This is a genomic window from Ruthenibacterium intestinale, from assembly GCF_040096265.1.
GTDB classification, from domain to species: Bacteria; Bacillota; Clostridia; order Oscillospirales; family Ruminococcaceae; genus Ruthenibacterium; species Ruthenibacterium komagatae.
This window is the reverse complement of record NZ_JBBMFA010000106.1, coordinates 19,400-33,926: the sequence shown is the minus strand read 5'-3', so window position 1 is coordinate 33,926 and position 14,527 is coordinate 19,400. Positions and strand designations below refer to the sequence as shown.

Annotated in this window: 16 protein-coding genes and 2 pseudogenes; 2 read left to right on the top strand and 16 right to left on the bottom strand. The window is 51.5% G+C overall.

The genetic code is table 11. The features are described 5' to 3' along the window. Positions 1–30: 30 nt before the first annotated feature. The 15 genes and pseudogenes from WMO24_RS13145 to WMO24_RS13075 all read right to left on the bottom strand — a co-directional run bounded on the left by WMO24_RS13145 (position 31) and on the right by WMO24_RS13075 (position 12,212). Positions 31–624 carry a nitrogen fixation protein gene (locus tag WMO24_RS13145; protein WP_349216846.1) on the bottom strand — a complete coding sequence of 198 codons (594 nt, stop codon included), beginning with the start codon at positions 622–624 and terminating at the stop codon, positions 31–33. Between the two features lie 14 nt (positions 625–638). After that, entirely contained in the window at positions 639–2,105 is a 1,467-nt protein-coding gene (locus WMO24_RS13140; protein ID WP_494338180.1) for a VirB4-like conjugal transfer ATPase, CD1110 family, read from the bottom strand. A 57-nt stretch (positions 2,106–2,162) separates the two neighbouring features. Then, entirely contained in the window at positions 2,163–4,136 is a 1,974-nt protein-coding gene (gene ltrA, locus WMO24_RS13135; protein WP_155205146.1) for a group II intron reverse transcriptase/maturase, read from the bottom strand. 741 nt (positions 4,137–4,877) lie between these two features. Then, positions 4,878–5,843: pseudogene (locus tag WMO24_RS13130) on the bottom strand (VirB4-like conjugal transfer ATPase, CD1110 family); the annotation flags it as partial. A gap of 1 nt (position 5,844) precedes the next feature. Next, entirely contained in the window at positions 5,845–6,225 is a 381-nt protein-coding gene (locus WMO24_RS13125; protein ID WP_148336318.1) for a PrgI family protein, read from the bottom strand. Next, a complete protein-coding gene (locus WMO24_RS13120; protein WP_349216845.1) occupies positions 6,194–6,682 on the bottom strand; it encodes an XF1762 family protein in 489 nt (162 codons plus the stop codon). The genes WMO24_RS13125 and WMO24_RS13120 overlap by 32 nt, the downstream gene beginning before the upstream one ends. After that, complete coding sequence (locus WMO24_RS13115; protein WP_081365654.1) at positions 6,670–7,263, bottom strand: MT-A70 family methyltransferase; 594 nt, start codon at positions 7,261–7,263, stop codon at positions 6,670–6,672. Before WMO24_RS13115 ends, WMO24_RS13120 begins: the two co-directional genes overlap by 13 nt. Next, positions 7,253–8,122 (bottom strand): VirB6/TrbL-like conjugal transfer protein, CD1112 family, encoded by an 870-nt coding sequence (locus tag WMO24_RS13110; RefSeq protein WP_005934793.1) that lies wholly within the window; start codon positions 8,120–8,122, stop codon positions 7,253–7,255. The genes WMO24_RS13115 and WMO24_RS13110 overlap by 11 nt, the downstream gene beginning before the upstream one ends. A 39-nt stretch (positions 8,123–8,161) precedes the next feature. After that, positions 8,162–8,377, bottom strand: coding sequence for a Maff2 family mobile element protein (locus tag WMO24_RS13105; RefSeq protein WP_005934794.1), 216 nt, complete (start codon positions 8,375–8,377; stop codon positions 8,162–8,164). A 134-nt stretch (positions 8,378–8,511) separates the two neighbouring features. After that, positions 8,512–9,339, bottom strand: a pseudogene (locus tag WMO24_RS13100) (VirD4-like conjugal transfer protein, CD1115 family); the annotation flags it as partial. Between the two features lie 85 nt (positions 9,340–9,424). Beyond that, the gene (locus tag WMO24_RS13095; protein WP_009589131.1) at positions 9,425–9,790 is read right to left on the bottom strand and encodes a hypothetical protein; all 366 of its coding nucleotides are present in this window, start codon (positions 9,788–9,790) and stop codon (positions 9,425–9,427) included. Between the two features lie 77 nt (positions 9,791–9,867). Then, the gene (locus tag WMO24_RS13090; RefSeq protein ID WP_005924807.1) at positions 9,868–10,041 is read right to left on the bottom strand and encodes a transposon-encoded TnpW family protein; all 174 of its coding nucleotides are present in this window, start codon (positions 10,039–10,041) and stop codon (positions 9,868–9,870) included. A gap of 64 nt (positions 10,042–10,105) precedes the next feature. After that, the gene (locus WMO24_RS13085; protein ID WP_009589134.1) at positions 10,106–10,969 is read right to left on the bottom strand and encodes an ATP-binding protein; all 864 of its coding nucleotides are present in this window, start codon (positions 10,967–10,969) and stop codon (positions 10,106–10,108) included. Further along, complete coding sequence (locus WMO24_RS13080) at positions 10,966–11,700, bottom strand: phage replisome organizer N-terminal domain-containing protein (protein ID WP_349150055.1); 735 nt, start codon at positions 11,698–11,700, stop codon at positions 10,966–10,968. Before WMO24_RS13080 ends, WMO24_RS13085 begins: the two co-directional genes overlap by 4 nt. Before the next feature lie 113 nt (positions 11,701–11,813). After that, a complete protein-coding gene (locus WMO24_RS13075; protein ID WP_035304094.1) occupies positions 11,814–12,212 on the bottom strand; it encodes a cysteine-rich VLP domain-containing protein in 399 nt (132 codons plus the stop codon). 126 nt (positions 12,213–12,338) lie between these two features. Here WMO24_RS13075 and WMO24_RS13070 point away from each other — a divergent pair, with 126 nt between their 5' ends. Together WMO24_RS13070 and WMO24_RS13065 are read left to right on the top strand one after the other, a co-directional pair. Then, complete coding sequence (locus WMO24_RS13070) at positions 12,339–12,617, top strand: type II toxin-antitoxin system RelB/DinJ family antitoxin (RefSeq protein WP_005924829.1); 279 nt, start codon at positions 12,339–12,341, stop codon at positions 12,615–12,617. After that, the gene (locus tag WMO24_RS13065) at positions 12,614–12,904 is read left to right on the top strand and encodes a type II toxin-antitoxin system YafQ family toxin (RefSeq protein WP_002596328.1); all 291 of its coding nucleotides are present in this window, start codon (positions 12,614–12,616) and stop codon (positions 12,902–12,904) included. Before WMO24_RS13070 ends, WMO24_RS13065 begins: the two co-directional genes overlap by 4 nt. Before the next feature lie 107 nt (positions 12,905–13,011). On the opposite strand, the gene mobQ is transcribed toward WMO24_RS13065, so the two are convergent. Further along, positions 13,012–14,457 carry a MobQ family relaxase gene (mobQ, locus tag WMO24_RS13060; protein ID WP_349150054.1) on the bottom strand — a complete coding sequence of 482 codons (1,446 nt, stop codon included), beginning with the start codon at positions 14,455–14,457 and terminating at the stop codon, positions 13,012–13,014. Between the last annotated feature and the right edge of the window lie 70 nt (positions 14,458–14,527).

Here is a 14,527-nt window from a genome sequence, read left to right as displayed (position 1 = left end):
CTGTAAAACCCGACAACATTTCAATGGGCATCAGTCGGAGTAATACTCGTCCGGCTCATAGTCCTCATCTTCCATGAAGTCCTCGTCGAGATCGTCAATCTCGTCTGCCCAACGGTCGAAGATTTCCTCGGCTTCCTTCGCCGCCTCACGATAGAGGCTCAGGCGGTTCTTCTCAAAGGCGGCAAAGGCGGGGACGAACTTGCCGAACTCGCGGATTGCCTTCACATCCTGCGTGCGCATATCTGCGACGCACTGAATGATTTCGGACATCGTGAGCAGATCGTCGATCATCAGCTCATACTTGTCCTTGGGGATAGAAACGGTTTCATCATCACCCGCGTCAGCGAAAGGGGTATTCTCATCGCTGTTGTTGCTTTCGGGAACATCAATCTTGAAGTAGAAACCGATCATATCCACAGATACCTTGCTCATAATCTGACGCGCCTCCTTGACCTTTTCTTCGATGTCCTCCCTCACATGGAGGTAGGCGCGGTGATGCTTCTTGAGGTCGCTTTCCAGTCGGATCAGATCGGTCAGCTCCCACAGAGCCTTAAACAGCGCGGAGGTGTTCTCTCCGTATTCGATAGCGTCCGCGTAGGGAATGGTAATCATCGTGTTGTTCATATTCAAAATCCTCCTTAGTTCTGTACGGTTTCTTCTAAGCGGGTGGTCATGATGCGGTAAAGCTGGGTGTCCTTCGGGAAATCGTCCTTGAAGGGAACGATGGTCGAGCCGTAGAAGATCAGCCCCTCACCGGCGTTGGAATTGGTGATGTAGTTCTGCTGGCTGGGCGAGATGTTCAGCGCCTTCGAGAGAATCTGCCGGTCGCCGGATGCCTGATTCAGAAGGTAGACAAAATCCGAGTTTTCAAAAATGTTCTCCACCTCGCGGGAGGCAAGAAGATCCTTGACGTTCTGCGTGATTCCGGTCGGGATGCCGCCCCATTTTCTGAAACGCTTCCAGATTTCCACGCTGTACGCGGCGGTCTGTTCCTCTTTCAGCAAAAGGTGGAACTCGTCCATGTAGTAGCGCGTTGCCTTGTGCTGGGCGCGGTTGATGGTAACTCTGTTCCACACCTGATCCTGCACGATCAGCATACCGAGCTTTTTGAGCTGCTTGCCGAGTTCGCGGATGTCATAGCAGACAAAGCGGTTGTTGACATCCACATTCGTTCTGTGATTGAAGACGTTCAGAGAGCCGTGAACATAGATTTCAAGGGCAGTTGCGATGCGCTGTGCCTCCGGCTCCTTCTGATTTCTCAGAATGTTGTAGAGGTCTTCGAGGATCGGCATTTTCTCCGGCTTGGGGTCTGCAAGAAACTCCTGATAGACCATGCGGACGCTGCGGTCAATGATGGTCTTCTCAACCGGCTGCAAGCCGTCCTTGCCGCCGACAATCAGCTCGCACATGGAGAGAATGAAGTCGGATTTCAGCGTCAGCGGGTTTTCCTCTTCGGAGTAGTTCGTGTTGATGTCCAGCGGATTGATATAATCCGTGCTGACCGGCGAGATGCGGATGACCTGACCGCCGAGCTTCTGTACAAGGGGGAAATACTCGGCTTCGGGGTCGCAGACGATGATGTCATCCTCCGTGATGAGGAAGGCGTTCGTCATTTCGCGCTTGGCAGAGAAGGACTTACCGGAACCGGGTGTACCCAAGATCAGCCCGTTGGGGTTTTTGAGCTGCTTGCGGTCAACCATGATCATGTTGTTGGACAGCGCGTTCAGCCCGTAGTAGAGAGCTTCGCCGCCCTGAAAAAGCTCCTGCGTGGTGAACGGCACGAAAACCGCCGTGCTGGAAGTGGTCAGTCCGCGTTCGATCTCCACCTGATTGACGCCGATAGGCAGAGAGGACATCAGCCCTTCCTCCTGCTGAAAGTCAAGACGCTTGAGCGCACAGTTATACTTTTGGGCAATGGCGGCGGTCTGGAACACCGCATTTTCGAGCTTCTGGCGATTGGTTGCCGTATTCATGATGAGGATGGTCACGAGGAACAGTCTCTCGTTGCGGGTCTGGAGATCCTGCAACAGACGCTTTGCCTCGCCGCCGAAGGTAGCGAGATCGGACGGGAATAGCGATAGGTAAGCCTTTGAAGTTATCTCCAGCTTTTCCCCCGCTTCACACCGGACATGCGACTTTCACCGCATCCGGCGTTCCATCAATCAAACAGATTTCTTAGTCTCCTTAGTCATACCATTATGAGAATTATTCGTAAGATTTGGCTTCTCCAAATCAATGGGTTTCCTTTTTGCCAATGTTCGCAGTTTGTTCAGCTTTGTGAGCTGTGAAGTATCCAATTTAAGAGCGGTGAGATAAGAACGAATAGTGTCCTCATCAATTGCGTGTATCAGTTCATGTACTGGTGCAAGCACCAATACCAGATTTTCATACTTATCTCTGCCTCCAATTCCTTTTGGCTTCTTGTGATGGCAGTGAATTTCTGATATACACTGAAATTTCTTTCCCGTTACCGCACATTTTCCCCATTGAGCGGAGAACAGTGAGATACGGTTATCCGCATACTCTGTACTGCGGCTGTATGTAGGCGCTCTCATTAGCTGTAGCAGTAAGAAAGTGTTTATCCGCAAATCGTCATGGATTTCACTTCTTCCTGCCGCTGTGTAAGCGCACACTTTTCGCCGCTGACTCATTGGATTTTTACATTGAACATAGCTTATTGGATAAATCGGTTCTTTGGATTGTGCTATATATCTTAGTTGCTCCGATTTCCCATATCTTTGGATTTCCATTTTTGTCAGGTCACGGCCTTCCTTTTTCAGCCGGTGTGTCTTTCCAGATTTCAGCCTGTTTTTGAGAACTGTATTAACAGTTCTGCCAATATCACCGCAGTCTATGCTGATGTCAGTGGCTAACTGGTAGTAATTCTGGATTCCCATAACCATGGAGTTGAACAGCCGTACTTCCCCGGCTTCTCCACGTCCTTTTCTGGGAAATTTGATATTTCCGACTTGTTTAGTCAGGCTGGCTTTAACCTTTTTGTATGCTTTATCGCACATGTGCGATTGAACGACGTACTTTTTCCCCTTTTTGCGTAGTCGGATTTTGAATCCGAGAAATTCAGAATAGCTCCGTCTGACGTCAACAACTCTCGTTTTCTCCGGTGAAACATCAAGGCGCAGGCGTTCTTTCAGCCATTGCGTTACCGCAATCAGCGTCCGGTCTGCCTGTTCTTTTGTCCTGCAAAGAATCCGAAAATCATCTGCATATCTGACGATATATATTTCTTTCAGCCGTGTATTCCGCATTGCCCGGTACGCATGGCTTTGTATCGGACAGCCCGCCGCATTTTCTCTGTAAGCGTAGTTTTCCGTTACCGGGTTGCACTGCCATTGGCTTTCTATCCAATGGTCAAGTTCATTCAGCACCACATTTGCCAATAATGGGGAAATAATTCCGCCTTGCGGCGTTCCCTTTGTTGGGTGTTCTGTATGACCGTTCGGCATGAGTATTGGCGCTTTGAGAATCCTGCGGATTACATAGAGCAGTTCTTTATCCCGAATATTCAGCGACCATAGCTGCTTTATCAGCTTTGAGTGGTCTACATTGTCAAAGAAACCTTTTATGTCAAACTCTACTACATAGTGAAGTCCTGACTTTTGCATAAGCCTGTAGATTGCCGCTATCGCATTTTCAACCGACCGATTTGGACGGAATCCATAGCTATTGTTGCTGAACCTGGCTTCGCAGATAGGTTCCATGACCTGCTTGATACATTGCTGTACCAATCTATCCCAGATACAAGGGATTCCCAGTGGCCTGGTATTCCCGTTTGGTTTTGGGATGTCTTTGCGTCTTACGCTTCTTGGGGTGTAGCCGTTTTTAGCTCCCTTGACGATTTTGCGTACCCTTGCTGTGACTTCATCAGCGGTAAGTTTACCAATATCAGAAATCTCCAGCTTGTCTGTTCCCGGCGTAATACTCCCGGTATTGGATTTGATGTTCCGATAGGCCAGCAGGATATTTTCTCTTGAAAGTATCACATCCATCAGGTTCTCGAAAATTTCTCCTGCCTGACTTCTGGCATACAGTTCATCAAAGGTACTTTGCATATCGTAGTATTCAGCATGGCGGAGATACTCCACGCATTTGGTTTTTGGTTTCTTCTCATTTGGCATCAGGCATCACTCTCCTTTACGGCGAGTGACTTCTTTTTGTCATACTCGCAATCCTAATTGCGACTAAGTGCTAAGTTGCCTGTTTGACTGACTTGAGGCCATTCTTCCGTTTTCCTCTTTTTCGCAGAAAACATCATCAGTTCGACCTCTGCTTTTCAGCAGTAGTACAGCAGCTTATATGATTCGTCTGCTTACTTCCTAATGGTAGAAGCCTACTGCCTTTCCTCGTTCCAACAATCCTATCTTTACATATACCTTTAGGTCTCCGCTTTAAGCCTGTCAGCTTGAACACGCCTGTAACGTGCTATGGTGTTTCATAACATCAATTTTTACTCCACCACACTGATTAGCGATGAACGCTACCAGCACATTTCTATGCCGTCATGGTATAGACCCTTACATTCGCGGTTTTCGTCAGTCATATTTCAAACATTCTGACCTTGGGTATTTTGTAGACCTCCGGCCTATAGGTAGCACCGTCCACCTCTGGACAGCTTTCGTGGGGCTGGTAATTATCCAGCAATCCATACGGCTACTCTCAGCCGACTTCACCGAGCTTCTGACAGGTCAGTTTTCACTTACACCCGCCAGTCGGAGTATTAAGGGGGCGTTTCAGGGCGTTACCCCATCATTCCACCTCTTGGATTGTTAGTTCTCCTAACATCTGAAATTTTCGTTCTTTTGTTAGTGCCTGATTTTGTCCTTCAACCACGAAGGCTTTGTTCAGGAACGAGTCGCACTGATGTCCATGTCGTAGCCGGAGCGGACTGCTTTTTTCTGTTCCTCGATCTTCATTTTGTCGAGGTCGGTGATCTTCGACTTGATGCTCTTGATTGCCTTTGCCTGGTCAATCGTCCGGATATGAAAATTGACCGTGATGTTGCTGTCCATCTCAAGGAAGTCGGCAAGCATACGGTCATTGAGTTCCGGCGCGAGGATTTGCAGGAAGCTCACCGCGCCAATGGTTCTGCCCATCTTGAAGCACTTGCCTTCACGGAAGTCAAAGGAAGTGGGCGCGATGAAGTCCTTCGTGCTGAGTCCTGTCCGGGCAACCATATCGAAGGAAAAGCGGAACGGCTCATTGGTGTCCATGTTGAACACATCATGAAGCACTTTCAGCCGCTCGTAGCCGGACAGCGGCTCGGTTTTCACACCGAGGGTTTTGAAGTTGTTGAGAATATCGGTTTCAATGCGTTCGAGCTTCGGCTTTGCCGTGCGGAGGGAGTCTGCCTCAATGCCGAAGGTGATGTACTTCCTCTTGACCAGTCCGTTGTTGCCCTTGGTGAGCTGGCTTTGCAGCATACCGGAATACTCGGAGCGGATGTCGTTGAAGGCGTCCTCCTGTGCCGGAATGTTGATGCGCTTGCGGAACTCATTGAGGCTTGCCTTCTGATTGATGAAGGAGAGCTGGACGAAAATCGAGCTATCAAAGTAGTTCAGAAAGTCGCACCAGTTCTCAAAGATGGCAGTTTTGTCCTCGTTCTGCGCAAGCTGGTAGTTGATGTCCTCAAAGGCGATGGACTTCGTGTAGAGGCGGCTGTTCACCTTGCAGATACCGTCACGGCACATCTCCACATAGGGGATGGTCTGCTGGGCGGACTTGCGGACTTTCTTTGCCTTCCTGTCCTTTTTCTTCTGCATGACGATCCGCTTCTTTTCCTGAGCGGAAAGGGCATCGCCGTAAACGACGCCGTTTTTGACGGTCATCTTAGGCTTTGCCTTTGCTGTGCTGTTCTTCAAGCTGCAATTCCTCCTGTTCTTTGATTTTCTGCTGAATTTCAGCGTAGAGATTGTTTGTGCGATAGGGGCGCACCTTGTCCCGGATGAACATGGACTGTACGATGTGGTACAGATACTTTTCGGCGGGCTGACCGTCCTTCTCGTAAAGCGCGAAGAAGATGAACGGGAGCATGATCACCACCATCAGCATTGCCGCCGTAGACAAGTCGAGATGCGCCTTCGCCAGAAAGAAGATCGGGACGCCGACTGCCGCAGCGATGGAAAAGCAAATAAGCTGCCGCTTGGTCAGGTTGAACATGACCTTCGTTTTGACGCGGTTAAGATCCTTCGGGACCGGAACAAATGCCATTGACTGTTTCCTCCTTTCTAAGCTGCTTTTCGTAGCGCAGCTTCATTTGCGCGGGATATTGATCCTCCTTCGGCTGACGCTTGCCCGTCCAGCGAAGCCCACCCGCTTTGCCTTGACAGATCCAGCCGGAAGCCCGAAGGCTTGCACCGTTTTCGCTTTCCAGCGTGTATGTGATGATGCGCTTATAGCCCATAGCCGCAGCAGCTCTTGCCGCCGCACCGTAGAGAAAGCTGCAAGCGTTCTTCGCCCCGTTGGTGCATAGCCTTGTGACCTCCAATGTGAAGCCGTCATCCAGATACCGGCTGACGGGACGCCCGGCGATGATTACACCGACCAGCTCACCGTCTGCTTCACAGCCAATGGAAAACTTGTGACCGGCAACCGGCTTGTGATGTCGGTGATACTTCCGGACATACTCGTTGGCGTCACGAAGAGAGATGGGTTTTAGCCGCAGCATGGTGTTTCCTCCATAGGAAGATGAGCCGTGCATTCGACCTCGTTGCCCCAAACGTCCCAGCCTTCGGGAGACTGACGGGCAAAAAGCTCCACGCGGGGAAGGTCTCCCATGAGCCGAACAATGCGCTCCCGCGCTTCATCCGGCTTTTTGGAATGCTCTTCAATATGACTGAGAATGACCTGACGCACACCGGCGTCAACACGCTTCGGGTGTCCCTTTGTAGCAAGGATGCAGATTTCGGCATTCGCCCTTGTCCAGTAGCCCATGCCGGTAAAGAGATCGTCGTTCCTTCGGTTTTGCTTCACCCATACAAAAGCCACGGTCTTATAAGAAAATCCCCATGCCGTCAGCACTTCGAGTGCTTCACAGAGGCACGGGAACGTGATCCAGAGAAACAGAGCGCAGTCCTTAGCGGCAAGCTCACCGACCGGAAGTGCCTTGATGTCTTCAATGCACATCGTCGGGTAGTGGCTTTCCGCCGACCGTCCCTGTCCCTTCTTGGAGTAAGTCCGATACGCCCAAGGGGGATCGGCGTAGATGATGCTGTACTTCTTCATGCTGCCGACCTCCTTAGTGCGCATGGAAGATGGATTTTGCGAGGCTTCCGGTCTTGAACAGCGAGAAGCACAGAATGACCGTGTACGCTGCCACAGAGAACAGAGCCGAATGAATGTTGTCTGCGATGATCATGCCGTTGATCAGCACCGCATAGATGCCGACGCAGACCATGATGAGAAAGCCCTGAAATGCCAGAGCGAACAAGCCTTTCAGATAGTTCGTGCCGATGCTGCCCCATTCGCGGTTGCTCATGGTTGCGATGGGAATAGGCGCAATGCTCACGGTGCAGTAAATCTCAATCATGCGCCCGTAGAGAATAACCGTAATGAGGATCGCCATGATTTTGAGGCACAGGCTGATCAGAAGCGTTTCTATCGACAGTCCGAGCAGTTCTCCGACACCCATGTTCTCCATGCCGGTACGCATCTGCGCAATCGTCGCGTCAATGTCAATGCTGGTGTTGCCGTGGATTACTCCTGCTGCACCGGAAACCACGTTCTGCCCGATGTCGAATACTGCCATCACGATGTCAAACGTGTGTGTCACGAGATAAATCGCCACAGCCGCCTTGAAAAACCACTTGAAGAACATCCAAGTGTCCATGTCGTGAAGGTTGTTTTTCTCGGTGATCATGGAAATCAGCTCGTAGCACAAAACAAAGGTGATGATGATACCAGCGATGGGGACTATCACGTTTTCGGATAGTCCCCGGATCATCTGGTACACGCCGCCGTTCCAGCCGGACGGGGTTTGCCCGACCTCGGCGGCAATCGTTCCTACCTTCTCGTTGACATCGGTGAACATATTGGTCAGGTTGCTCTCGATCCATCCGATTAGCATATCCTTGAGAGCCTGTTCGATCTTTTCTAAAATGCTGCCCAATATTTCACCACCCTTCGGTTAAGCTGGGCTTGCCGTGGATTAGCCGAACAAACCGGAGAGCAGGGGGATGAGGGTCGTGCCGATCAGCACCACACCGCCGCCAGCCATGAGCTGCTTGATGCCCTGAGACTTGGCGCCGGGGTTGTCGTTGCCGTAGCCTTCCATGAGGTTGACAACACCCCACACCGCAAGACCGGCACCGAGGGCGATAACGAGCGTCTGAAGAACCGTGACAGCCTGATTGATGAAAGCCATAGATTTTCCTCCTTGAATCGATGAAAGTTGAGTGTGTATTTTTGAAAATGGGCATAAAAAAAGAAGCCCCGTCGCTGTTCTGCTTTGGGATGAGCCATCAGGCTTTACCCACTGCGCAGTGCAGCGACGGGGCTTTAATCTACTTCGACCTCGCCCATATCATAGAGGTCGAATGTGTCATCGGGCTTGACTACCAGCTTGTGCTGCCGGTACTTCTCGATGTCAAAGGCGTTCCGCTTATCGTAGTCGGAGAGCTGCCGGTATTTTGGATGCTTCGTAATGTCGTATTTGTTACTGAGAAAAGGTCTCACGCCTCGAAGCTGCAAAATACACTTTGCTCCGTCCATGACGGCGATCTCATCCTGAGACATCAGTTCCTTGCCGGTCTTCTGATAGTTCAAGCCATAAGAGTTGTTGTTGGAACGGGTTTCTGAGGTGTTGTAAAGGTCGATTGTCTCCTTGCCCAGCACCTCGCTGATTTCCTTGAGCGTGGATTTCTCCTTGCCGCCGAGGAAAAGTGTGCAGTCACAGTTGCCCGTGATGGTGTCCGCCGCATCCTTGTAGATGGTCTTGAGCTGAGACTGGGACTGCAAGATGATTGACGCCGAGATTTCCCGGCTTCGTATGGTTGCGATGAGCTTATCAAACTTCGGGATTTGACCGATGTTCGCAAACTCGTCGAGCAGACAGCGCACATGGACGGGAAGCCGTCCGTTGTAAACGTCATCTGCTTTGTCGCAGAGAAGGTTGAAGAGCTGGGAATACATGATCGCCACGACGAAATTGAAGGTGTCATCGGTGTCGGAAATGATGACGAACAGCGCCGTCTTCCGGTCTCCGATGGTGTCCAGTTCCATCTCATCGTAGCTCATCAGCTCCCGCAGCTCTGCAATGTCGAAGGGCGCAAGCCTTGCACCGCAGGAAATCAAAATCGACTTCGCGGTTTTGCCAGAGACAAATTGTCAAGGACTTTTTAATCAAATTCACAAAAATCTACAAAAAAGGTGCCAGAAGCACTGTATGGCTCCTGACACCTCGTTTGATAGATTACATTTTTCCGTTCAGCAGGTCTTTGCAGAGATACGCATAGTCTGGCAGCTGGTTGATATATGGCTCCCAGCGCCGCTTGATTTCGGCCAATTCCAGCGGGTCGGCTGCTTCCAGTGCATGATCGTTGCCTGTCATATATAAAACATCCGTAGCTACATCGTCCAAACACCTGTAACAGAGATCGGCGGCAGATTCGATTCTGATACCGGTATCCACATAGACTGGATTTACGCCAATCGCCAGCCAGACATAGCCTACCTTGTCCGACCAGAGCAGTTCAAAATCAGGGCTTTGCCGCAGATGTTCCGCAAAGACCTCCTTTACTCGCTCAATTTCATGCTTCTCTTTTTCTGTGTAAAGCATTTTCGTGTCCTCCTTGACAAAAATTTTGGTGCGAACCATCATCAGTTTAGCACAAGGCGGCTTCGTTTATCAGTCTGTCACATCTGCTGAATTTCATTTTTGAGCATACGCTTGATTTTATCGCTCATGGTTTCTGTGCTGGTATTGCTGAAATGGACATGAACCTTGTAGGTTGTCTTACCGATTTTCTTTACCATCGCTGGCGTGTTTTCCGGCGCTCTGGACGCAGTAGCGGCGTCTGCCACCTGCATAGTACGGGGTTCTCTGTTCATGGCGCTCCTTTCTCCGAACGGGTCTGTGCCGCCCGGTAAAAAATCAGTCTTGCTTACTGTTTACAATGTCTTTTGCTGCCTGTCGGGTAGCACCGGCATTTTCTTCCCGGAAATTCTTCCCGTCAAAAAGAATCGGCGCACACCGTTCCAAAATACGGTCATAGATACGGGCGTGGGCCAGATCAGGCGGGTTTTTCAGCTCGGACAGTTTCATGTTTGTTGTGATAATCATGGGCCTGCGGCTGCGGTAGCGGCTGTCGATGACGAAAAACATCTGCTCCATAGCATATTCGGTACTGCGCTCTACTCCCAGATCGTCAATGATAAGCAGGTCGTACTCATCAAAGCTGGCGATAAAGTCGGCCCTGTCCTCGGAAAACATCCCCGTCAGGCGGTTCAGGATGGTGGGAAAGTTCGTCATCAGCACCGGCACATCCCGGTCAAGCAGGGCGTTGGCGATACATCCGGCGAAAAAAGATTTGCCGGTTCCCACATCCCCGAACAACAGCAGGCCGGTGTTGTTTTTATATGCCTCCTTCCAGTTCTCCACATAGGCGCGGGCCTTGTCCATCAATGGGTTTTTGCCGTTGTCGTTGGCAAAGGTGTAGTCATAGAGATAGCGGTCTTGCAAACCCTGTGCCTTTCGGCGTTTGATACGCTCCATGCGGCGCTGCCGTTCTTCAGCAGCCTTGCGCTGCTCCTCAGCCTCCCTCTGGCACTGGCAGATGCAGCGCGGCATAAAGTAGCCGGATTTCCCAAAGCATGGCACAACGGTCTGCCTCTGGCCGCCGCACTTCTTACAGTGAATGAGACCGTCTGCCGGGTCTATGTACTCGTCCCCGGCCAGTTCCACACCGGCGGCTGCCTTGTCGATCAGCGCCCGGATTTCTGCGGTAATCTCAATCATACGGTTTCATCCTCCTTTACGCTGTAATCCCGGTTGCGTGAGGGTGTGCCAGCTTTTTTAGCGTCCTCACCGGCCCAGCGCCGGATGGTCGCTGCATGGCTCTGATACCGCTTGCCGGTAGAGGCCATGTACTCGGACAGCTTTTCGATGTACTGGCCCCATACGGTGGGAAAGCTGGCCTGCAAGTCTGCCATTTCCTCGTCCGTCAGGAAAACATTCTGGTAACGGCCATAGGCGCGGGCGGAGCGTCCCTTCTCTATCTCTCTCTTTATCTCTATCTCTTTCTCTATCTCTTTCTCTATCTCTGGTGGACGAATGTCGGACAAATGTCCGCCGTTTGTCCGGGGCGCAGAAAGAGCCTTATTTTGGAGCCTCGCAGCCCGCTTTCGCTCAGCCTCGGTAGAGGACTGGCCGATTAAAAGTTCGATGTTGCTCATGTAGAATGTGCCGCTGTCCAGCACTTCCACAAGGCCCAGCTTCAAAAAGATCTGCAAGGCTCTCTCCACAGTGCCGATCTGCTGGCGGGTGATGGTGGCGATCATCTGCGCCGTGTAAGGAATGTCCTCGTCAAGCTGAAGCCGTCCACCATGTTTCAGCGATTTCAGATACAGCTTGAGCAGAATGTTGGAATACAGCACACCATCCTGCATACTTTCCAGCAGCACGATGGAATCATCGTCAAAATAGTTTTCTTTGAGTTTCAGATAATAATATTTTCGATTGTCTGACATAGGGTTCCTCCTTGGGGTTTCTCTTGGGATTCTGTACGCATTTTAAGGCCGTTTTAGGGGGCGGAAGATAAATCTATCAGCCTGCCTTTGACACCCTCGAAAAAATCCTTGATTTACAAGGGTTTTTCAGCCCCTAAAGCGTGACATTTCTCCCGTTGTTTCCGCTTGCGCTTTGCGGCGTTGATCCGCTTCATGCGTGCGGCACATTCCGGGCAGTATTTGGCCCGGTTGGAACCGGGGGTAAACAGCGCCCCACATATGGCGCATTTCTTCGCATTCAGCCGGTGGAACAGCGCCGTTTCCAGTTCCTTATCCTGCGGCAATACCGCCGCCCGAAACCACCTGCACAACAGGGAGTAGGAAATAGACTGGACACAGACACATTCCTCCCCATCGTCCAGGGCGATACAGTTTCCGTCGATGTAGTTACAGCACTCATGCACCAGCCTCCGCACTCTGCGGTACTGGCGGTAATCCATGACGGGGATAGGTTCAGACTTATTGTTCTTCATAAATGATTTCTTTCATAAAGCCGGTAACCTCCTTGAATGAATTTATTGTTAAATATTCGTGCAAAGTATTGTTTTCTTCGTGCAAATGGCATATACTATAATTGCCAGCAGAAAGGGGTTGATCGTATGGCTGGAAATACCACAAACATCAGTATCCGCATGGACGCAGATTTGAAAGCACAGGCGGACGCACTGTTTACTGAACTTGGCATGAACCTGACTACGGCGTTTAACATCTTTGTGCGCCAGTCGCTTCGTGAAGGCGGCATTCCCTTTGAAGTAAGGCTGGAACAGCCGAACAAAGAAACGGTTGCTGCCATGCTGGAAGCGGAAAGGATTGCAAAAGACCCGTCTGTAAAGGGCTACAATGACCTTGACGAGTTGTTTGCTGACCTGAAAAGATGAAAGAAACCAAATATACCGTCAAGTACACGACCAGTTTCAAAAAGGACTACAAACGAGCCATCAAGCGTGGCTTGAAGATTGAGCTGCTGGAGCAGGTCGTAGCATTGCTGGCAATGGGCGAGCCGCTGCCGGATAAGAACCGCGACCATGACCTGTCCGGCGATTGGGCAGGCCATCGGGAATGTCATATTCTCCCGGACTGGCTGCTTGTCTATCGCATAGAGGATGATGTTCTGGTGCTGACGCTGGCCCGCACCGGCACACACAGCGACTTGTTCGGCAAATAAACAGTCTGCCGCCGTATGGGGAAACCTGTACGGCGGTTTTTCTGTATGCAAAGGTATGTCGTGAAACGCGACGCACTTGACAGGGGTACGCCAAAACGCGGTAGCCTTTACCGCTCCGGCCCACGGTCGTGAGACTTGTCCCGTTCCTGTCGGGACAGCTGCTCGGCGGTTTTGCGGAGCCGTTCCACTGCTTTCAAATCCTCCCTCATGGATTTCATGGCAAGCGTGTCCGTCTGCTTTCCGGCGGTCAGCTGGTCGATCTCCCACTGCCATGCCTTCGGGGTGATTGCCTCGCCGCTGTCTTTCAGTTCTTTCAGATACCGGGCCGCTGCGTCATACAGAATCAGTTCCCGACTGTGGCGCTGTTCAAACTGTTCCCGTTTTTCCGGCTTTACTTTGGCAAGCTGCTTGTGGATGGACTTGTACTGGTTGTACTGTTCCCACATCTCCCCGCGTTCGGTAAGAATGGCGATCCGGCGCTCGGCCTTGACGATTTTTCCCCGCAGGTCATAGTATCGGGTGTTCATATCTGCTATTTTTTCATGGAGCTGCTGCATGGACTGGATGCCGTTTGCCTGCAAAAAGCTGAACAGGGCGGCGCTCTCCTGCAAAGCTCGGATTTTGCCGGTGCGGGTGTGGGGAGCGTTCAACTGCTGCTGAGCCTCCCACAAAGCTGTCAAGCTGCTTTGCTGTGTTTGTGGTTTTTCCGTTTCGGCTTTCGACCAGCAATAAAGACGGGTAATGCGGGCTTTGATTTCTTTCAGCAGCTTGTTGTCGGCAGCGATCTGCCGGTTTACTTCGCCCTTGTCGGTGTGGATACCGCGCTTTTCCATTTGGCTGGCAGCTGGCCCCAGATGGACAGAGGGAATCTTATCAATGCCCTGCCGCTTGTAGCTACGGTGGTCTACCAGGGCGGGATGACCGGCGGCCTCCAGTGCCTGGTTGGTGCAGGCCGCCCATGCCGCCCGCCAAATCTCCACATTCCCTTTGTCGTTCCAGTCGGTGGTGTCCTCCCGGTGGTTCTTCCAGCCGCCTTTCCCGTCCGGGATACGCTGGCCGTTTTCGTCCAGGTCGTATGCCTTGCGGCACTTTGCGCCCCATGCGCCATTTTCTTTCAGGGGCCGGACGGTCAGCATGATATGGACATGAGGGTTGCCGGTTCCCTTGTCATGGATAGCAAAGTCGGCGCACATTCCTTTGTCTACAAAGTTGTCCTTCACATAGGCGCGCACAAGGGCAAGCTGTTGTTCGCCGGACAGTTCACGGGGCAGGGCTGCTTCAATCTCGCGGGCAAGCTGGCTGTCCCTTGCTTTCTCGATTTGCTCCACGCTGTTCCAGAGGATAGAACGGTCTGCAAATGACCGCGGGGCGTGGTCAGGCAGCATGATCTCCGCATGGACAATGCCGCCTTTCCGGGTGTAGTCATGGGTCATTCCATCCCATTCATTTGTCAGCTTGGTTCCGCTGCGGTAAGCAGCTGCGGCAACGGCAGAACGGCCCGCGCTGCGCTTGATGATACTAACGGGAATATGACAAAAATCTATGGGTGGCACCTCCTTTCGGTAAGGGGTATTTAGGCTCCGTGGAGCCGGACAGACGCGAAGCGGGTGTCTGGCTGCGCGG